Genomic DNA, 18,136 nt, shown 5'->3' with positions numbered 1-18,136 from the left:
GGGACGTGAGCGGCGTGTCTGGACGGACGTGCGCGACGCGTCAGCCCAGCGGGCGGACCAGGCCGGCCTCGTACGCCAGCACCACGGCGTGCACCCGGTCGCGCAACTGCAACTTCGCCAGCACCCGACCCACGTGGGTCTTGACGGTCTGCTCCGCGATGAACAGGTCGCCCGCGATCTCGCCGTTCGACCGCCCGCGCGCCATGAGCAGGAACACGTCGCGCTCCCGGTCGGTCAGGACGTCGAGCACCTCGGTGCGCGGAGCGGCGGTGACCGGTCCGGCGACGAACGCCTCGACCAGGTGCCGGGTCACGCGCGGAGCGAGCAGCGCCTCGCCCGCGGCCACCGTGCGCACCGCCGCGACGAGCTCGTCGGCGCTCGCGTCCTTGAGCAGGAAGCCGCTCGCCCCGGCCCGCAGGGCGTCGAACACGTAGTCGTCGATGTCGAACGTCGTCAGCATGACCACGCGGACCGGTCGGTCCGTCGGCGCCGCCGTGATCCGTCGGGTCGCCTCGATCCCGTCGAGTTCCGGCATCCGGACGTCCATCAGGATCACGTCCGGCTGCAGCCGGATCGCCGCGACCACCGCTTCGGCACCGTTCGCGGCCTCGCCCACGACCTCGACGTCGTCCTGGGCCTGGAGGATCGCCCGCAGTCCCATGCGGAACATCTGCTGGTCGTCCACCACCATCACCCGCGTCATCGGCTTCCCCCGTCGGCTGCCGGCACGAGGACGGGCAGGGTCACCACGACCGTGAAGCCGCCGTCCGCCACGGGGCCGTGGTCGATCGTGCCGTCGAGCGCGGACACCCGCTCGCGCATCCCGGCGAGGCCGAAGCCACCGTCGTCGGGTGGTGCGGCCGGCACGGTGCCCGCTGGTGGAGCGGTGTTGGCGACCTCGACCCGGAGACGCGTGTCGAGCCTCCTGACCGTCACGACGGTCGACGCGCCGGGCGCGTGCCGGGCGACGTTGCCGAGCGCCTCCTGCACGACCCGGTAGACCGTGAGCTGTGCGAGCCGGTCGACGTCGTCGGCGACGTCGATGTCGATGTCGAGCTCCACCGGGATGCCGGCGGCGCGCGTGGCCTGCACGAGCGCGGGCAGGTCGGTGAGGTCCGGCTGCGGCGCGCGCTCGGCGGCGGTGTCCCCGCGCAGGGTGCCGAGCAGCTGGCGCATCTCGCGCAGCGCCGTGCGCGAGGTCTCGGCGATCGCGGCGAACTCGGCGCGGGCCTCCTGCGGCAGGTCGGCCACCCGGTACGGGGCCGACTCCGCCTGCATGTGCACGACGGACATGCTGTGCGCGACGACGTCGTGCAGCTCGCGGGCAATCCGGGAGCGCTCCTCGACGGTGCGGCGCCGGGCCTGCTCGAGCTCGGCGTCGCGGCGGGCGGCGACGAGCTCCTGGCGGATGCTGCGGCGCTGCCCGATGACGACGGCGGCTGCGGCGACCAGGAGCGTGTCGCCGGCCGACACGACGAAGCTCGTCGCCCATACGGCGGGCTGATCCCAGCGGCCCGGCGTCACGGCGACGAGCAGCAGGGGGAGCACGGCGGCGACGGCCCACACGATCGCGGTCAGCCGCCAGGTCGAGCGGACCCCGAGCACGACGAGCAGGACGCTCAGGCCGATGATGCCGGTGACCGGGATCGGCCACGGGCTCGTCTCGACCGGGGCAGTGAGCAGGCCGAGCGCGACGAGTCCGACCAGGTGGACCGCGGCGGCGGTGCGGGGGACGAACGGGGCGATGCCGATGCTGACCGCGAGCACCGCCGACACGAGCAGGGAGAGTGGGACGGCGACGGCGTAGTGGACCGAGGTCACCGGGGCGGCGACGCTGAACAGGGACACCACCGAGACCACGAGTGCGATCCGGGTCGCCAGCGGCAGCCAGGTCGGTCGCGGGCGGAGCAGGTCGGTGGTCACGGTCGGACGATCTCTCCGGTGGGGACGATGCGGGGTGTGGCGGACGGGGCGTGCGCGACGGGTGTGGTGCTCGCGGTGGGGACGTCGGTCGCGGGCGCCCCGGCCGTGGGCACGCCGGTCGTGGGGACGGTCGCGGCGGCCGCTCGGGCGGCTTGGGCGTCGCGCCTGCGGCTGATGCTACCGATGACCCGGTCGACCGCGATGCCGAGGCCGCCCGCGACCACCATCGACACGAGGGCGGCGACGAGCGGCTCGTGCAGCACCTGCGACGCGGCCAGGGCGATCCCGACCGAGGTCGCAGACCACGCCGTCCCGGCGATCGCACTGATGGCGAGGAAGCGACGGTAGGGCAGCCGGGTCGCCCCGGCGGTCGTGTTCACCGCGACCCGGCCGACGGGGATGTAGCGGCCGACCAGGATCAGGCTCGCGGACCGACGCTGCATCTGCCGTTCGGCGAACGCGAACGCCGCAGCGATCCTCGGCCGTCGGGACTGCGCCAGGCGGGCGAGTCCGATCCGGCGGCCGATCCAGTACGCCACCGAGTCACCCGCGATCGCCCCCACCGCGGCGGCCACCAGCACCCCGGCCAGGACGGGCTGGCCGGACGTGGCGGCGATGGCGGCGACGGCGACCAGGGCCGACTCGCTCGGGACCGGCGGGAAGAAGCCGTCGACGAAGCACAGTGCGACGAGCACGACGTAGACGAGCGGACTCGCGGCCAACTCGACGACGAACGGGGTGATCTGGTCGAACACGGCGACGCTCCCTCCACCGACGGACCTCGTCGACGGGTTCGACGCTACGGAGCGCCGCGAGCGCTGCCATCCCGCCGGGGTCTCGACGACCCCCTACCGCGGTATGACCTTTCCGTCGGTGGTCCCCTCGGGGTCGGTCGCGGTCGCGGTGGTCGCGGCGGCCGGCACCGCGGACCCGGCCGACGCCGCCGCGGCTTCGCGGATGCGCCGGACCACGGCCGTCGTGGAGTGCTCGGGGACGTAGTCGACCATGACGACCTCGCCGCCGTACCCGCGGACGACCGCGGTCTCGCGGAGCATCTCCGGCGAGTAGTCCCCGCCCTTGACGTAGACCTCGGGTCGCAGCCGTTCGATGAGCGGGATCGGGGTGTCCGTCGCGAACACCGTGACCAGGTCGACGCAGGCGAGGGCGGCGAGCACCCCGGCACGGTCCTCGGCCGGATTGATCGGACGTTCCGGGCCCTTCAGCCGTCGCACCGAGTCGTCGTCGTTCAGCGCGACCACGAGCAGGTCGCCGAGGTCACGGGCCTGGCGCAGGTACGTCGTGTGTCCACGGTGCACGACGTCGAAGCAGCCGTTCGTGAACACCACCCGACGCCCGTCCTGGCGCGCTCGTTCGACCGCGACCGCGAGCTCGTCGTGGTCGACGACGGTGGCTGCCGGGGCCGTCACCGAGGCGAGCAGGGCGGCGGCGCTGCACACGGACGTGCCGGCTTCACGGACGACGACGTCGGCGGCGGCCTGCGCCACCGACACCGCGTCGCGGACGGACGCGTCGACGGCGAGTGCCACCGACGCGGCGGCGCAGAACGTGTCGCCGGCGCCGGAGGCCTGCTGTTCGGACGCCGGGACCGCACGGGTGCGGTAGCCCTCGTCCGAATCGCGCTCGAGCAGCACCGTGCCGTCGCGGTCGAGCGTGACGACGGCTGCGCGGGCACCGGTGCGGGCGAGGACGTCGGCGCGGGCGTCCACGACGGCGGCCACCCGGTCGGCACCGGTCCCGAGGTCGCGGCCGAGCAGCGCTGCGGCCTCGCCGGCGTTGGGCGTGACGAGGTCGGGTCGCAACGACGCCCAGCGGGGCAGGTCGTGCGCGTCCACGACGATCGCGCCGGGGCGGTCGCGGTCCAGCACCGGCACGACGTCCGCGGCCCGGACGCCGAGCCCGTAGTCGCAGACGACCGCGGCGTCGGCGCACCGGATCGCACGGGCGACGGCGCGTGCCAACCGTTCGTTGTGCTCGGCGGTCGGGGTGGCGGCCAGGTCGTCGACCCGGACCACGACCCGGTCGCCACCGACCACGCGGGACTTCGTGGTGGTGCGCGCCCCGGTGATCTCGACCAGGAACGAGGTGTCGACACCGGCGGTCTCGAGCCGTTCGCGCAGGACGTCGCCGGCCTCGTCGTCGCCGATGAGTCCCACCATCCGGACACGGGCACCGAGGGCGCGGGCGTTCACCGCGGTGTTCGCGGCGCCACCGGGCACCGCGATGGTCTCGGTGACCCGGACGACGGGTGCCGGTGCCTCGCGCGAGACCCGCTCGGCCTCGCCCACGGTCCACCGGTCGAGGATGCAGTCGCCGATCACGACGACGAGCGGTTCGCGGTCGTCGATCGTGGCGACGAGGTCGCGGACGAGCCGGACGTCGACGCTCACTTCGTGCCGCCGCTGGTGCGTGCGGGTGCGGGTTCGAGGTGCACGACCGTGGTGGTGGTCAGCTCGTCGAGCAGGTGCGGGCCGTACCCGAAGCCCGCTCCGGACGCGCCGCGCGGCTGGGCGCTGCCGCCCGGTGCGCCGCCGAACACCGCGTTGACCTTCACGGTGCCGACCGGCAGCTCGGCTGCGGCGCGCAGGGCGTGGCCGGTGTCGTTCGTCAGGACGGTCGCGGCGAGGCCGTAGCGGTCGGTGGCGGCGAGCCGGAGTCCCTCGTCAAAGTCGTCGACGACGCGAACCGGCGCGATCGGGCCGAAGGTCTCCTCGGTCATCACGAGCATCTCGTCGGTGCAGCCGGTGAGCACGGTCGCCGGGTAGAACGTCCCGACACCGTCCGGGGTGCCCCCACCGGTCCGAGCCGTCGCGCCGCGCTGCACGGCGTCGTCGACGTGGGACTGCACGGTGCTGCGGAGCCGCTCGTCGACGAGCGGACCGTAGGTGTCCGCGGGTGCGGCCGTGCGACGCTCCGCCTCGGCCACCAGCGCGGCGACGAAGGGCTCGGCGACGTCGCGGTGCACGTACACGCGCTCGACGCTGGTGCAGATCTGACCGGTGTTCGCGAACGCGCCGAGCGCCACCTGGGCGGCGGCCCACTCCGGGTCGACGTCGGCGTCGACGACGACCGCGTCGTTCCCGCCGTTCTCGCGGACCACATGGGCACGGGTCGCGACGGCGACCTCGGACAGTCGGTCTCCGGTCGCGGTGGACCCGACGTGCGCGTACACGTCGATGCCGTCCTGGGCGAGCAGCAGCTCGCCCGTGGAGCCGTCCCCGTCGACGCCGACGAGCACGCCGTCGGGCAGGACCTCGGCGAGCAGGGCGTTCAGGCGGGCGATGGTCGCGGGGGAGCGCTCGCTGCCCTTGTGCACCACGGTGTTGCCCGTCACGATCGCTGCGCCGAGGATGCCGCACGCCACGGCGACGGGGTCGTTCCACGGCGTCAGGGCGAGCACCACGCCACGGGGGTGCGGGACCGCCCAGTCGGCGGCACCGAACTGGCCGCGCAGGGCCTCGCCGCGGTGCACCGGGCCGAGTTCGGCGTACTGCACCAGGGTGCCGACGCCCGCCTCGACCCCGCCGAGTGCATCACCCGGCACCTTGCCGGTCTCGCGGGTGTTCAGGTCGGCGAGCTCCTGCGCGTGCGCACGCACGTGCTCGGCCGCCGCGCGCAGGAGCGCGCCGCGCTCGGCCGGGGCGGTGCGCGCCCACGGGCCGGCCGCGGCCCTGGCACGGGCGACGGCGTCGCGGACCTCCGGCTCGGAGGCACAGGGCACGGTCGACGCGACCGTCCCGTCGACGGGGTCGGTCACCACCAGGTCCGTGGTGGCGTCGGCAGCAGCGGGTGCGATCGTCATGGTGTCCTTCCGGAGACGGGCGGGAGTCAGACGCTGCTCGGACTCCTCTGTGTGCGGTCTCGGCATCGCGCTTCGTGTCCATCGACGGCCCTCCGCAGCCCGGTGCTGGACGTGCCACCGGCGTCCGACCGGTAGACGGGAGTCGTGCAGCAGATCGGTGTGGGCGGAGAACGGTTCGACGGCGTGACGGAGATCGCGGTGCTCCGCGGTGGGGGTCTCGGCGACCTGATGTTCGCCGTGCCCGCGCTCGAGGCACTCGCGGCGGCCTACCCGGACGCGCGCATCACCCTGCTCGGCACACCCGCCGCTGAAACGGTCCTCCGTGGGCGGACCGACGCCGTCCACGCCTTCGAGGAACTCCCGATCGCGCCGGGCGTCCGCGACTCCGGCGACGGAGCGCCCGACGCCGAGGACTTCGTCGCGCGCCTGCACGGCCGGTTCGACCTCGCGGTGCAGCTGCACGGTGGCGGCCGCAACTCGAACCCGTTCCTGCTCCGGCTCGGCGCCCGGCACACCGTCGGCACCGCGACCGAGGACGCCGAGGTCCTCGAGCGCTGGGTCCGCTACGTCTACTACCAGCACGAGGTGCTCCGTGCCCTCGAGGTCGTGTCCCTCGCCGGGGCGGTGCCCGTGACGCTCGACCCCCGGGTGCGCGTCGCCGACCACGAGCGGGCAGCGGTCCGTGAGCGGTTGGGCGTCACCGGGGACGGCGCGCGACTCGTCGCGATCCACCCCGGCGCGACCGATCCGCGTCGGCGCTGGAGCCCGGACCGGTTCGCCGCCGTCGCCTGCGCCCGTCTCGAGGCCGGCGACGACGTCGTGCTCGTCGGCGACGCCTCCGACGTGCCGGCGGCGACGGCCATCGTCGACGCGCTGCCCGCCCACCTCACCGACCGGGTGCACGACCTGACCGGTACCGTGCCGCTCGGCGGGCTGCCGGCCGTGCTCGCCGCCGCCGACGTCATGGTCGGCGACGACTCTGGGCCGCGGCACCTGGCGGTCGCCGTCGGGACGCCCACCGTCGGCGTGTTCTGGTTCGGGAACGTCGTCAACGCCGGACCGTTCGACCGCGGGCGCCACCGCGTGCACCTGTCGTACGTGACCCGCTGCCCGGTCTGCGGGGTCGACGTCACGCAGGTGGGGTGGACGGCCGAGCGCTGCGCGCACGATCCGTCCTACGTCGACGAGGTCGACCCGCAGCCGGTCCTCGACGACGTGGCCGACCTGCTCCGCACCGTCTGACCGCACCGTGCGCACGCCGCCATCCCGTGCACGGTTGGCCGCACCGTGCGGCGCTGCAAGTGCGCACCACGCCGTCAACCCGGCACCAGACGACGCAAGCCGCACCGTGCAGGCAACGTCACGAAACGGACGGACGGGAGGCCCGGCGCACCACCGGCACCGCGCCTCCCGTCCGGCGTCCGCGAAAGCGACAGATCCCTGCGAACGTTCCGCAGGGATCTGTCGCTTTCGCGAGGTGGACGGGGCCGCCGGCCCTACGGCCAGCTGGGCTCCGTCGCGGGCATGATCGACAGCTCGCGGATCTCGCAGCCAGCCGGCTGCGACAACGCGAAGATGATCGAGTTCGCGACGTACTCCGGCTCGATCAGCTGCGCGTCCGGCCCCGGCTTGTACTGCTCGGTGCGGTCGGCGAAGAAGTTCGTCCGCATGCCGGCCGGGATCACGTTCGTGACGCCGATGCGGCCGGCGGTCTCGGCCGCCAGGGCCTGCGAGAACCCGCGGACGCCGAACTTCGACGCCGAGTACGCGGTGCCGTCGCCGACGCCGCGCAGGGCCAGCGACGACGAGATCGTCACGACCCGACCGTGGGTCGCCTCGAGCGCGGGGAGCGCTGCCCGGACCACCGAAGCGGTGCCGATCAGGTTGACGGCGACGATCTTCTCCCAGTTGCCCGACGAGATCGCGTCGATCGGTGCCGGCGTGTCGATCCCCGCGGCGGTGACGACGGCGTCGAGTCCGTCGTGGCGCTCGGCGGCCTGACGGACCGCCTGCTCGACCGCGTCGGTGTCCGACACGTCGACGGCCACGGCGTCGATGCCCTCGGGCACCGCGTCGACGCGCAGGTCGAGGACGATCGGGGTGCCGCCGGCCTCGGTGACCGCGGCGACGACCGCGGCGCCGAGACCGGAGGCACCGCCGGTGACGAGGACGCGGCCGATGGGGGTGGTGGGGACGGGCATGGACTTCCTTCCGTAGGGGCGTGGATCGTGTCGGCCTCAGCCGACGTGTTCGAGGGCCGCGGCGAGCCGGGTCGTCGAGCGGCCGGGGTGGAACGGGACGGTGACGACGCGTCCGCCCCACTCGGCGAGCGTCTCGGCCTCGGGCAGTTCGCTCGCGGTGTAGTCGCCGCCCTTCGCCCAGACGTCCGGCCGGAAGCGCCGCAGGGCTTCGTCGGGGGTGTGCTCGTCGAACACGACGACGGCGTCGACGCAGTCCAGGGCGAGCAGCAGTTCGACCCGGTCGTCCTGCGTCATGATCGGCCGGTCGGGTCCCTTGAGCGCCCGGACGGAACTGTCCGAGTTGAGGCACACGACCAGGCAGTCGCCGAGCGCCCGAGCCGCGGACAACGTGCGGGCGTGGCCGGCGTGCAGCAGGTCGAAGCAGCCGCCCGTCGCGACGACGGTGCCGCCGGCACTGCGGACGTCGTGCACGGTGCGCAGGGCGTCGCGGTCGGCGCCGGGCACCGGGAGCGGAGCCGCGCCGACGTCGGCGAAGAGCGCCGCGACGCCGCCGGCCGCGAGGTACTCGGACGCGGCGACCACACCGGCGGAGACGGCTTCGGGGACGTCCGCTCCACCGGCCAGCGCGACGGCGACCCCGGCGGCGAGCCGGTCGCCGGCACCACAGGGGTCGCCGGCGCTGACGGAGGGCGCCGGGACGAAGCGGCTGTCGCCCTCGGCATCGGCGAGGAGTGCCCCGCGGTCGCCCATCGTCACGGCGACCGCGCCGACCTCCCACTGCTCGACGAGCCGGGCTGCAGCGACCGTGGCGAAGGGCACGCCGTGCCCCTCGACGTCGGTGAAGCGTCGTGCTTCGGCGGCGTTCGGGGTGGCCACGGTGATCCCGGCGACCGGTGCGGCGCCCTTCGGGTGCGGGTCCCACACCACGGGCGTGCGCTCGGCGACCCGTGCCAGGGCGTCCCGGAGGGCCGGGACGGCGGCGACCCCGCGGCCGTAGTCGGCGACGACGACCGCGTCGACGTCGTCGAGGGCGGCGGTCATGGCGTCGGTCGCCTCGGGGACGGGCGGGGTCGCGCAGCCCTCGTCGATCCGGACCAGGGCGTGGTCGACGACGCGCACCCGGGTCTTCACCGGTGTCGGTGCGCCGGACGGGCCGGCGACGACGGTGACGTCGGGGAGCAGGTCGCGGATCTCCTGCGCGCGGGCGTCCTCGCTCAGGACGGAGACCAGGGTGACGTCGTGCCCGTCGCGCGCGAGCATCGTGGCGACGAGTCCGGCACCACCCGCTCGGCGGTCGTCGGTGGTGACGTCGACGACGGGTACGGGCGCGTCCGGGCTGAGCCGTTCGCTCGTACCGGCCACGTCGACGTCGAGCAGCGTGTCGCCCACGACGGCGATCCGCAGGCGACGACCGGCGGTGCGGTGGGGTGCCGACGACTGCGGCTGCGGCTGTGTCGTCATCGTCGTCCTCCACGGTGCAGTGCGGGCTCCATCGCCCGGCACAGGGCGTGCACGAGGACGAGCTGCGCCTCCTGCACGTTGGCGGACGGGCCCTCGATGCAGATCGCGTCGTCCACCGCGTCGGCCAGCGGGTTCGGTCGCGGTCCGGTCAGTGCGATCGCGCGTGCACCGACGGCGCGGGCGGCCTCGGCGGCGCGGAGCAGGTTCGGGCTCTTGCCGCTGGTCGACAGCAGCACGACGACGTCGCCGACCCGGGCGTGCGCCGACACCTGGCGGGCGAACACCTGGTCGAACCCGTAGTCGTTGCCGATGGCCGTGACCGCCGAGGTCTCCGCGTGCAGCGAGATCGCCGAGTAGGCCGGGCGGTCGCCGTCGAACCGACCGGTGAGCTCCGAGGTCAGGTGCTGCGCCTCGGCGGCGGATCCGCCGTTGCCGGCGGCGAGCAGCCGTCGGCCCGCGACGAGCCGGCCGGCGATGTCGTCGGCCCAGGCGGCGATGTGGTCGTGGTGGTCGACGAGTGACGCGATCACGGGGACCGAGGCCGCGACGTGGTCGAGCACAATGCGTGCACTCGCGGTCGTGTGCTCGTCGATCCCGGGCTGCTGGTCGATGGTCATCGGGCGGTCCTCTCGGTCGGCTGTGCGGCACGGGTGACCCGTCCGGCGTGGGTGGCGGTGCGCTGCGGTGCGCCCGCGGGTGCGGTCGGTGCGGCCACGGCGACCGCACCGGCCAGGAGCCGCTGGTAGACGCGCTCGCTGTCCGCGGCGACCTTCTGCCACGTGTACCGGGACTCGGCGCGTGCGCGGCCGGCCCGGCCGAGTGCCTCGCGGCGGTCGGGGTCGTCGAGCAGGGCGCCGACGGCGGCAGCGACCTCGGCCTCGTCGCGCGGCGGGACGTGCAGCCCCGTGCCGTCCTCGACGACGGTGTCGATGAGGCCGCCGACGCTCGACGCGACGACGGGTCGTCCGCAGGCCATCGCCTCGAGGGGCACGATGCCGAAGGGCTCGTACCAGGGTGCGCAGACCACGACGTCGGCACTCCGGTAGACGGCGGGCATCTCGTGCTGCCCCAGCTGTCCGCGGAAGGTCACGTGGTCACGGACCCCGAGCGTCCGGGCGAGGGCGTCGAGCCGCTGGTACTCGGGGTCGTCCACCAGGTCGGCCCCGGCGACGCCGGCACCGCCGACGACGACGAGTTCGACGTCGCGACCCTGGGCGACCAGGGCGGCGAGCGCCGCGATCGTCGTGCCGACGCCCTTGCGCCGCACCAGGCGCGACGCGGTGAGGACCCGCTGTGCACGGCCGCGCTCCTCGACGGGTCCGTCCGGGCGGAACAGTGACACGTCGACGCCGCACGGCACGACGGAGATGCGCTGCAGGGGGACTCCGAGCGCCTTGAGTTCGAAGGCCTCGTCGGAGCACGTGGCGACCACCTGGTCGGCACTCCGCCCGACGGCCGGTTCGAGCCACTCGCGCTCCGCGGGACTCGTGTCGGCCGCCCCCTGGTGTCGACGCTTCACGACGCCGAGCGCGTGGAACGTCTGCGCGACGGGGATGCGGGTGCCACCGGTCCGCGCCTGCACCTGCGCGACGGCGTCGAGCGCCGCGTGCCCGGACATCCAGAAGTGGGCGTGCACGACGTCGGGCCGGTCCACGAACCACTCCGCGGCGAGCACCGACGCGAACGTCCCCATGAACGGGAACAGCTCGTCCTTCGACACGTGCCGCGCGGGTCCGGCGTCGACGTGCACGACCTCGACACCGGGGCGCAGCGGGACCCGGACGGGCTGCGCCGCGTCGTCCCGCCGCGTGTAGACGGTCACCTGGTGCCCGCGGTCGGCGAGCGCTCCGGACAGTTCGGCCACGTGGACGTTCTGTCCACCGGCGTCGACACCGCCGAGCACGGCGAGCGGACTCGCGTGCTCGGACACCATCGCGATCTTCATCGGGGGCTCCCCTCGAGGGCGGCCGCGGCCGCCCGGTTGCGTCCGGTGCCACGGGTCACGGCGTCGTCGAGCAGCTCGTCCCAGTCGGCGGTGAAGCGGCCGAGCGCGTGTCGTGCGAGCACGGCCTCGCGGGCCACGGCGCCCCGTCGGCGTGCCTCGTCGGGGTCTTCGATGAGGATCCGGGAGGCGCGCACCAGCTCCTCGACGTCCGTCGCGATCGCACCGGCCTCGCCCGGCACCGTGCGGGGCGCGTCGGTCGAGGCCAGCACCAGGACGGGCATGGCCAGGTGCATCGCCTCGAGGAGCGAGAGCCCGAGCGAGGTCCACCGGTTCGGGTGGACGTAGGCCCGTCGTTCGGCGAGTGCGGCGTGCATCGGGTCGGCCTGGACGTCGCCCTGCGCGACCACGCGGTCGCCGAAGCCGAGTTCCGGCAGTCGTTCGGTGCCCATGCCCCAGACGTCGACGGGCGCCACGGCCGCGAACCGCGGGAGCAGGTCGGTGCCGACGACGCGGTTCCGGCGGACGGGCTCGTTGATGACGACGCCGAGGCGTTCGAGTGAGCCGGTGTACAGCGGCCCGGGGTCGACGACCCCGTGCTCGACGACGGTGGTGCGCGTGGTCCCGCAGTCCCACATCAGCGCGTTCCAGTGCGTGACGTGCGCGATGGTCAGGTCGTCACGGTCGCGGAACGGGTGCAGGCTGTTCGGCACGTCGACCCGGGGGGCGTTGTGCTCGACGAAGACGATCGGCACGTCGCGACCGCCGAGCAGGCGCTTGGCCGCCTCGAGTTCCTCGGTGCGCTGCAGGACGACGACGTCCACGTCGGCGTCGGCGACGTCGGCGGGGTCGATCTCGATCGCGGACGCCGGCCAGGCACGGCCACCGCGGCCGAGACCCCAGGCGTCGCGCGCCGGCGTGGTCGGGATCAGGTACTCGTGCGGGCCGCGGACGAACGCGTCCATCCAGCCACCGTGCACGTGCCACACGAGGATGCGCATGCGGAGCCTTTCGGGTGGGTCGAGCAGGAGGAGAAGGAGAAGCAGTGGCGGACGCTACGCAGCGCCTTCTGGGGCGCTCCGCAGACTTCTCGGTTCCATCCGCGAAGCGCGGTCGAGCAGCCGTCCGTGGGCTGCGAGGACGTCCTCGATGCGCACCGTGGACAGGCACGGGTGCCCCGCGACGGGGCACTCCCGCGCCCGGCTGAGACGGCACGGTGCGGCCTGGTCCCCGAGGAGTTCGACCAGCGGCGCGTACGGCGCCCACTTGACCGCGGGGACGACCGGCGAGAACAGGCTGACGATCGGTGCGCCGACCGCAGCGGCGAGGTGCGCCGGGCCGGTGTTGCCGACGACGACGACCTCGGCGCCGGCCAGGACGGCGGCGAGCTCGGCCGGCGTGGTCCGGCCGCCGAGGTCGACGGCGGTCTCGCCGGCGACGGCGGCGGTGAGGTCGCGTTCGCCGGGGGAGCCGGTCACGACGACGGGCACGCGGCGCTCGGCGTAGGCGGCGACGAGCTCCCGGTGGTGCGATTCCGGCCACGACCGGGCCGGCACACTCGCACCGGGGTGGACGACCACGTACCGCTCCAGCCCGGCCACGGACGGTGGTGCGACGGCGTCGTGGCGGACCACGAGCCTCCCGTCGTCCTCCGGCGGCAGCCGGAACCCGGCCGCCGCGGCGATCCGCAGCGCACGCTCCGGCTCGGGGAGGTCCTCGGGCAGGTCCTCGCCGGGCCGGAGCCGCACGTCGAGCAGTGCGCCGGGGTGGTCGACCGACGCCCCGGACACGCGGGGGACGCCGGCGAGACGCAGGAGCAGCGCCAGCGGCAACGGCGACTGGTGGAACGAGGTGAGGACGACCGCTTCGTCGGGGCGTTCCTCGGCGACGAGCGCACGGAACTCGTCGAGCACGGTGTCGTCGATCGGCCGCGCGGTCTCGGTGACCCACGGCGCGGCCCACACCCGGACCCGGTCGACGCCGGGCAGCAGGTCGGCCGCCGGCGCGCCCTGCGGCCCGCACAGCATCGCGACGTGCGACGCCCCGGCGGCGACGGCACGGACGGCGGGGCCGGCGACCAGGACGTCGCCGAAGGAGTCGAGGCGCGCCACCAGGACGCGGGGGCGGCTCACGCCCGGTCCGTCTCGACGAGCGACGGCTCGGCCGCCGCGATCACGAGGTCGACGGCCTCGGCGAGGGTCCGCGCGACCGTGTCGGCGGCGTCGACCTCCTCGGCGCGCGTGCGCGGCGTCGGCACGAGCACGCCCTGCGCCCCGGCGGCCCGCGCCGCCAGCACGTCGGCGCCGATGTCGCCGATCACCACGAGCGCCTCCGGGGGCACGCCGAGTCGCTCGGCCGCGTCGAGCACCATGCCCGGGCGCGGCTTCCGGCAGGCGCAGTCGTCGGCGGCGTCGTGCGGGCAGACGCACCAGACGTCGAACGGTCCGACGAGCTCGTCGACCCGGTCGTTCGTCGCGTCCACCTGCGCACGCGTCGCGAGGCCCTTCGCGATCGCGGACTGGTTCGTGACCACGCCGAGCAGCAGTCCCGCCGCACGGGCCCGCTCCACGGCACGACGAGCGCCGGGGACGGGGACCACCAGGTGCGGGTCGGCGTTGTAGGGGACGTCCACGACGAGGGTGTCGTCGCGGTCGAAGAGCAGGCCGCGGATCACGCGGTCCGGTGCGAGGGACATGCTCCCGGAGTACCGGGGAGCCGCCGGGCGCCGCCCCAGGAACAGCCGGGGAACGCGTTGGCTGCCGACGCGACCAGCGCACAGCGCCTACCGTCGCGGTCGTGACCGCCCTCGAGACACTCCCCGACGCCGACGGACGCCCCGAACTCGTCGTCCTCCGCGCCATCAAGCTCGGCGACCTCCTGGTCGCCGTCCCCGCGCTCCGTGCCCTGCGACGGGCCTTCCCCGACCACCGGATCACCCTCGCGACGACCGCGTGGTTGGCTCCGGTCGTCGAACTCGTCCCGGCGGTGGACGTCCACCTGGCGCAGCACGGCCTCGACCACCCGATCGCCGTCCCCGCGGGCACGGTCGACATCGCGGTGAACCTGCACGGCGCCGGTCCGGAGTCGTCCGACCTGATCGCCGCCCTCCAGCCCCGCCGGGTCATCGGGCACGCGGACCCCACCCACGGCTACGAGGGCCCGGAGTGGCGGTCCGACGTGCACGAGCGCGACCGCTGGGCGGACCTGCTCACCTGGCACGGCGTGCCCGCCGACGCCGACGACGTGTCCCTCGCCCGTCCGGTGGCGCCGCCCGTCGTCGCCGACGCCGCCGTCGTGCACGTGGGTGCCTTCCACGGGGCGCGGCACTGGCCGACGGACCGCTTCGCCGACGTGGTGCGTGGGCTGCGGGACCGCGGTGCCGACGTGGTCCTGACGGGAGGCGCGGACGACGTCGTCCGGGCCCGTGCCGTCGCGGACGCGGCCGGCCTGGCGCCGGGGGCGGTGCTGGCCGGCTCCCTGGAGCTGCAGGACTTCGCGTGGGTGGTCGCCGCGGCACGCGTCGTCGTGACCGTCGACACCGGCGCCGCGCACCTCGCGACCGCCTACGGCGTGCCGTCCGTGGTGCTCTTCGGTCCGGCGCCGCCGGAGGCATGGGGACCCCCGGCATCCGGCCCGCACATCGTCCTGACGGACGCCTCGGTCCGGCGCGGCGACGTCTTCGCCGAGGACCCCGACCCCGCCATCCTCGCGGTCGGGGCGGACGACGTGCTCGCCGCGGTGGACCGACTCGGCGTCCTCGCGGTGACCGCACAGGCGACCGACCGGTAGCGTCGACCGAGAGCCACCCGGACCCACCGGGCACTCGGAAGGAGTCCTTCGTGTTCGAAGCCGCCAACATCCGTGACTGGATCGGCCTGCCGGTCGTCGACGAGGCCGAGGACAAGGTCGGGACGCTCGAGAGCATCTACTACGACACCGCCACGTCCGAACCGACGTTCGGTGCGCTCACGACCGGGCTCGTCGGCTTCCACAAGCTCGTGTTCGTCCCGCTCGTCGGGGCGACCGTCGCGCCGAAGCACCTGCGTGTCGCCTTCCCGAAGAAGCTCGTGAAGGACGCGCCGTCCATCGCGACCGACGGCGAGCTCGACGCCGCGACCGAGCCTGAGCTGTACCAGCACTACGGCATCGAGTACCGCACGGGCAGCGGCGGCGAGCGCCGCCTCGGACGCCGCTGAGGCCGCACCTGCTCCGCATCGTCCGCCGACCACTGCGCGCCGCCCTGGCGGTGGTCGGCGCCGTCTGTCTCGTGGCAACGGGCCTCGGCGGGTCCGTCGGCGTGCCGTCGGCGTCCGCGGCGCCGATGTGGCCGGTGCCGGCGCCGTACCCCGTCACCGGCGACCCCGCCGAGTCGCTCGACGCGATCCCGCCTGGGAGCGAGTACGTCGCGCTCGGCGACTCCTACTCGGCCGGGTACGGCCTGCGGGACCGCACCGGACTGCCCACCACCGCCTGCGTGCAGTCGGCGCGCGACTACCCGCACCGGCTCGCGGCGCAGTTCGGGCTCGCCCTGACCGACGTCACCTGCGCCGGCGCCACGAGCGACGACGTCACCACGGGCCACCAGTTCAACGGGGTCCCACCCCAGATCGAGGCGTTGTCCGACCGCACCCGGCTGGTGACCCTGACGATCGGCGGCAACGACGCCGATCTGTTCGGCACGGCCGCGTCCTGCCTGGCGATCTCCGCGGACGGCCCGGTGTTCTCGGGCCGCGACGCCCCCTCGTGCGAGAGCACCCTGGTGCGGGACGGCGTCGACCAGCTCGCCGTGAAGATCCAGTCGCGCGTGGCACTCGGCATCGCGGACACCCTGGGCGCGGTGCAGCGGGCCGCCCCGAACGCCGTCGTCGTGTTCCTCGGGTACCCGGCGATCTTCCCCGACGCCGAGGACACCCCCGCGAAGGGCTGCTTCCGATCCGCGCTCGACCTCGGCACCCTGGCGGGCTCGTTCCCCTCGGACACCTACCCGTTCACGGACACCGACGTCGAGTACCTGCACGGGGTCCAGGACGAGCTCAACGAGGTCTCCCGGTCGGCTGCCGACGCCGCCGGGGTGCGGTTCGTCGACGTCTTCGCGAGCACCCAGGACCACTCACCGTGCGCGGCGTCGAAGCGCTACGTCGCCGGGGTCACCCTGACCGGCTCCGGTGACCTGCGGAAGATCGACCTGAAGGCGGGCGCCCTGCACCCGAACGAGCGCGGCGTCACCTACCTGACCGCTCGGATGGCCGCCGCGATCCGCGCCCTCGCCGGCTGAGCGCTCCATCGGCCGCGTCCACCGACGCGGCCCGCGCGTCGGGGTGCGCCGCCGGTGGCACGACGCAGACGGGGGCGGCCGTCTCGCGCACCACGTCGTGGAGCAACGAGCCCGACAGCGCACGCACGTGGCCGCGGCCCAGCACCACCAGCGACGCCCGGCGGGTGTGCGAGGCGATCGCGTGGCCCGGGTGCCCCTCGACCAGCAACGGGCGGAGGCGGAGTGACGGGTACCGCGCCGTCAGGACGGACGTCACCTGCTGCAACAGCTCGGCGTTGCGCGTCCGCCACCGGAGCGGGTCCTCGGCGAAGTCGGTGAGCCCCGTCCGGGTGAGCACGGGCATCTCCCACGCACGCAGCAGCGTCAGCCGGCGGTTCCGCCGGACGGCCTCGTCGACGGCGATGGACACCGCCCGCTCGTCGATCGGGTCCTCGACCGCCAGCACGACGTCGCCGTCGATCGGGTGCGGACCCTCCGGTACGACAACCGTCGGGACGGCCGCACGCTCGGCGACCCGTGCCGGGTCCCCGCCGGCCGTCGACCCGCGCCGGTGGCGGAAGCTCCCGATCACGAGCAGGTCGCCGCCGTCCGACTCCTCGACGAGCGCGGCCGCGAACGGGCCGGCATGCCGGTGCACCTCGACCGCCACACCGGGCAGCGCGGTCCGCGCGGCCTCGGCGAGCTGGTCGGCGACCGGGGTCCGGCCCTCCAGCGCGTGGTCGGCGCCGATGATCCTGAGCCGTTCGATGCCCGTGCCGACCCGCGCGGCGATCCACCGGAGCGCCTCGTCGTGGGGCATCGCCGCGTCGGCAGCCAACGTCACCGTCGTCCATCGCTCGTCCATCCCGATCGGCCTCCTTCGTCGCAGGTCCTCCGGGGGCGTCACCTGGCGCTCCGTGCGCTACACGGTACTCCGGTCGGGGGCCGTGGAACCGGCCGTGCGCGCTGGTGACCGGCGTGACGGACGCTGGCCGGGCCTCCCGTCCGACGCCGCGTAGTGTCGCAGGCGTGGTGGTGAGCGCCGGACTGTTGCTGCACCGGACCGGTCCGACCGGGCCGGAGGTGTTCGTCGCGCACATGGGCGGGCCGTTCTGGCGGAACCGACCGCGTGCCTGGTCGATCCCGAAGGGGCTCGTCGAACCAGGGGAGGACCCACTCGCGACGGCGCTGCGCGAGTTCGGCGAGGAGATCGGCGTCCCCGCACCAGTGACTGCCGACGCGGTCGCGGACCTGGGCGAGTTCCGGCAGGCGTCCGGCAAGCGCGTGCGGGTGTTCTCGGCCTCGGCGCCGGGGTTCGACGTCGCCGCGGTGCGGAGCAACACCGTCCGGCTCGAGCTGCCGCGCGGCTCGGGGCGGTTCGTCGACGTGCCGGAGGTGGACGACGGGCGGTGGGTGCCGGTCGACGAGGCACGGGAACTGCTCGTCGCCGGTCAGGTCGCTGCGCTGGACGCGCTGCTCGTGCTGCTCGCCGGGCCCGCTGCTGCCGGCTGAGGGGATCGCCCGTTCCGGGTGAT

General features: G+C 74.7%; 18 protein-coding genes. 5 read left to right on the top strand and 13 right to left on the bottom strand.

Going from position 1 to position 18,136, the window contains the following annotated elements; all coding sequences use genetic code 11:
* Positions 1–40: 40 nt before the first annotated feature.
* The 5 genes from EDF63_RS08765 to EDF63_RS08745 all read right to left on the bottom strand — a co-directional run bounded on the left by EDF63_RS08765 (position 41) and on the right by EDF63_RS08745 (position 5,743).
* Positions 41–703 (bottom strand): response regulator transcription factor, encoded by a 663-nt coding sequence (locus tag EDF63_RS08765; RefSeq protein ID WP_123312664.1) that lies wholly within the window; start codon positions 701–703, stop codon positions 41–43.
* A complete protein-coding gene (locus EDF63_RS08760) occupies positions 700–1,923 on the bottom strand; it encodes a sensor histidine kinase (protein WP_123312663.1) in 1,224 nt (407 codons plus the stop codon). Before EDF63_RS08760 ends, EDF63_RS08765 begins: the two co-directional genes overlap by 4 nt.
* Complete coding sequence (locus EDF63_RS08755) at positions 1,920–2,678, bottom strand: DedA family protein (RefSeq protein WP_123312662.1); 759 nt, start codon at positions 2,676–2,678, stop codon at positions 1,920–1,922. Before EDF63_RS08755 ends, EDF63_RS08760 begins: the two co-directional genes overlap by 4 nt.
* Positions 2,679–2,771: 93 nt before the next feature.
* Positions 2,772–4,331 carry a D-glycero-beta-D-manno-heptose 1-phosphate adenylyltransferase gene (gene rfaE2 / locus EDF63_RS08750; RefSeq protein ID WP_123312661.1) on the bottom strand — a complete coding sequence of 520 codons (1,560 nt, stop codon included), beginning with the start codon at positions 4,329–4,331 and terminating at the stop codon, positions 2,772–2,774.
* Positions 4,328–5,743, bottom strand: a complete 1,416-nt coding sequence (locus EDF63_RS08745; RefSeq protein WP_123312660.1) for an aldehyde dehydrogenase — start codon at positions 5,741–5,743, stop codon at positions 4,328–4,330. Before EDF63_RS08745 ends, rfaE2 begins: the two co-directional genes overlap by 4 nt.
* A gap of 144 nt (positions 5,744–5,887) precedes the next feature.
* Here EDF63_RS08745 and EDF63_RS08740 point away from each other — a divergent pair, with 144 nt between their 5' ends.
* On the top strand, positions 5,888–6,985 hold the full coding sequence (locus tag EDF63_RS08740) for a glycosyltransferase family 9 protein (protein WP_123312659.1): 1,098 nt from the start codon (positions 5,888–5,890) through the stop codon (positions 6,983–6,985).
* Positions 6,986–7,239: 254 nt separating this feature from the next.
* Here the strand turns inward: EDF63_RS08740 and EDF63_RS08735 are convergent, their stop codons facing one another.
* Genes EDF63_RS08735 through EDF63_RS08705 form a run of 7 tightly spaced genes read right to left on the bottom strand, consistent with a single transcriptional unit; the run spans position 7,240 to position 14,042 of the window.
* Positions 7,240–7,944 (bottom strand): SDR family oxidoreductase, encoded by a 705-nt coding sequence (locus EDF63_RS08735; protein WP_123312658.1) that lies wholly within the window; start codon positions 7,942–7,944, stop codon positions 7,240–7,242.
* A gap of 36 nt (positions 7,945–7,980) precedes the next feature.
* Entirely contained in the window at positions 7,981–9,348 is a 1,368-nt protein-coding gene (locus EDF63_RS08730; RefSeq protein ID WP_123313112.1) for a PfkB family carbohydrate kinase, read from the bottom strand.
* A 53-nt stretch (positions 9,349–9,401) separates the two neighbouring features.
* Positions 9,402–10,022, bottom strand: a complete 621-nt coding sequence (locus EDF63_RS08725; RefSeq protein ID WP_123312657.1) for an SIS domain-containing protein — start codon at positions 10,020–10,022, stop codon at positions 9,402–9,404.
* Positions 10,019–11,350 carry a glycosyltransferase gene (locus tag EDF63_RS08720; RefSeq protein WP_123312656.1) on the bottom strand — a complete coding sequence of 444 codons (1,332 nt, stop codon included), beginning with the start codon at positions 11,348–11,350 and terminating at the stop codon, positions 10,019–10,021. Before EDF63_RS08720 ends, EDF63_RS08725 begins: the two co-directional genes overlap by 4 nt.
* Entirely contained in the window at positions 11,347–12,348 is a 1,002-nt protein-coding gene (locus EDF63_RS08715; RefSeq protein WP_123312655.1) for a glycosyltransferase, read from the bottom strand. Before EDF63_RS08715 ends, EDF63_RS08720 begins: the two co-directional genes overlap by 4 nt.
* A gap of 54 nt (positions 12,349–12,402) precedes the next feature.
* Entirely contained in the window at positions 12,403–13,479 is a 1,077-nt protein-coding gene (locus EDF63_RS08710; protein WP_260233031.1) for a glycosyltransferase family 9 protein, read from the bottom strand.
* A complete protein-coding gene (locus EDF63_RS08705) occupies positions 13,476–14,042 on the bottom strand; it encodes an HAD-IIIA family hydrolase (protein ID WP_123312654.1) in 567 nt (188 codons plus the stop codon). The genes EDF63_RS08710 and EDF63_RS08705 overlap by 4 nt, the downstream gene beginning before the upstream one ends.
* A 101-nt stretch (positions 14,043–14,143) precedes the next feature.
* On the opposite strand from EDF63_RS08705, the gene EDF63_RS08700 reads away from it, so the two are divergent.
* The 3 genes from EDF63_RS08700 to EDF63_RS08690 all read left to right on the top strand — a co-directional run bounded on the left by EDF63_RS08700 (position 14,144) and on the right by EDF63_RS08690 (position 16,622).
* Positions 14,144–15,136 carry a glycosyltransferase family 9 protein gene (locus EDF63_RS08700; RefSeq protein ID WP_123312653.1) on the top strand — a complete coding sequence of 331 codons (993 nt, stop codon included), beginning with the start codon at positions 14,144–14,146 and terminating at the stop codon, positions 15,134–15,136.
* 50 nt (positions 15,137–15,186) lie between these two features.
* Positions 15,187–15,543, top strand: a complete 357-nt coding sequence (locus EDF63_RS08695) for a PRC-barrel domain-containing protein (RefSeq protein WP_123312652.1) — start codon at positions 15,187–15,189, stop codon at positions 15,541–15,543.
* Between the two features lie 71 nt (positions 15,544–15,614).
* Entirely contained in the window at positions 15,615–16,622 is a 1,008-nt protein-coding gene (locus EDF63_RS08690; RefSeq protein WP_148061756.1) for an SGNH/GDSL hydrolase family protein, read from the top strand.
* Here EDF63_RS08690 and EDF63_RS08685 read toward each other — a convergent pair.
* A complete protein-coding gene (locus EDF63_RS08685; protein ID WP_123312650.1) occupies positions 16,570–17,466 on the bottom strand; it encodes a universal stress protein in 897 nt (298 codons plus the stop codon). The two genes, EDF63_RS08690 and EDF63_RS08685, sit on opposite strands and share 53 nt — an antisense overlap.
* A gap of 164 nt (positions 17,467–17,630) precedes the next feature.
* Here EDF63_RS08685 and EDF63_RS08680 point away from each other — a divergent pair, with 164 nt between their 5' ends.
* On the top strand, positions 17,631–18,113 hold the full coding sequence (locus tag EDF63_RS08680) for an NUDIX domain-containing protein (protein WP_260233030.1): 483 nt from the start codon (positions 17,631–17,633) through the stop codon (positions 18,111–18,113).
* Positions 18,114–18,136 lie beyond the last annotated feature (23 nt).

The sequence above is a fragment of the Curtobacterium sp. JUb34 genome, assembly GCF_003755065.1.
In the GTDB taxonomy this organism is placed as follows: Bacteria; Actinomycetota; Actinomycetes; order Actinomycetales; family Microbacteriaceae; genus Curtobacterium.
Note: the sequence above shows the minus strand (reverse complement) of the source record. Positions and strands in the feature narration are given on the sequence as shown.

Bases quoted from the DNA above. Each gene is read 5' to 3' on its own strand.
- EDF63_RS08745 (WP_123312660.1), bottom strand. From the start codon at position 5,743: ATGACGATCGCACCCGCTGCTGCCGACGCCACCACGGACCTGGTGGTG.
- EDF63_RS08685 (WP_123312650.1), bottom strand. From the start codon at position 17,466: ATGGACGAGCGATGGACGACGGTGACGTTGGCTGCCGACGCGGCGATG.
- EDF63_RS08735 (WP_123312658.1), bottom strand. From the start codon at position 7,944: ATGCCCGTCCCCACCACCCCCATCGGCCGCGTCCTCGTCACCGGCGGT.
- EDF63_RS08705 (WP_123312654.1), bottom strand. From the start codon at position 14,042: ATGTCCCTCGCACCGGACCGCGTGATCCGCGGCCTGCTCTTCGACCGC.
- EDF63_RS08720 (WP_123312656.1), bottom strand. From the start codon at position 11,350: ATGAAGATCGCGATGGTGTCCGAGCACGCGAGTCCGCTCGCCGTGCTC.
- EDF63_RS08765 (WP_123312664.1), bottom strand. From the start codon at position 703: ATGACGCGGGTGATGGTGGTGGACGACCAGCAGATGTTCCGCATGGGA.
- EDF63_RS08725 (WP_123312657.1), bottom strand. From the start codon at position 10,022: ATGACCATCGACCAGCAGCCCGGGATCGACGAGCACACGACCGCGAGT.
- EDF63_RS08715 (WP_123312655.1), bottom strand. From the start codon at position 12,348: ATGCGCATCCTCGTGTGGCACGTGCACGGTGGCTGGATGGACGCGTTC.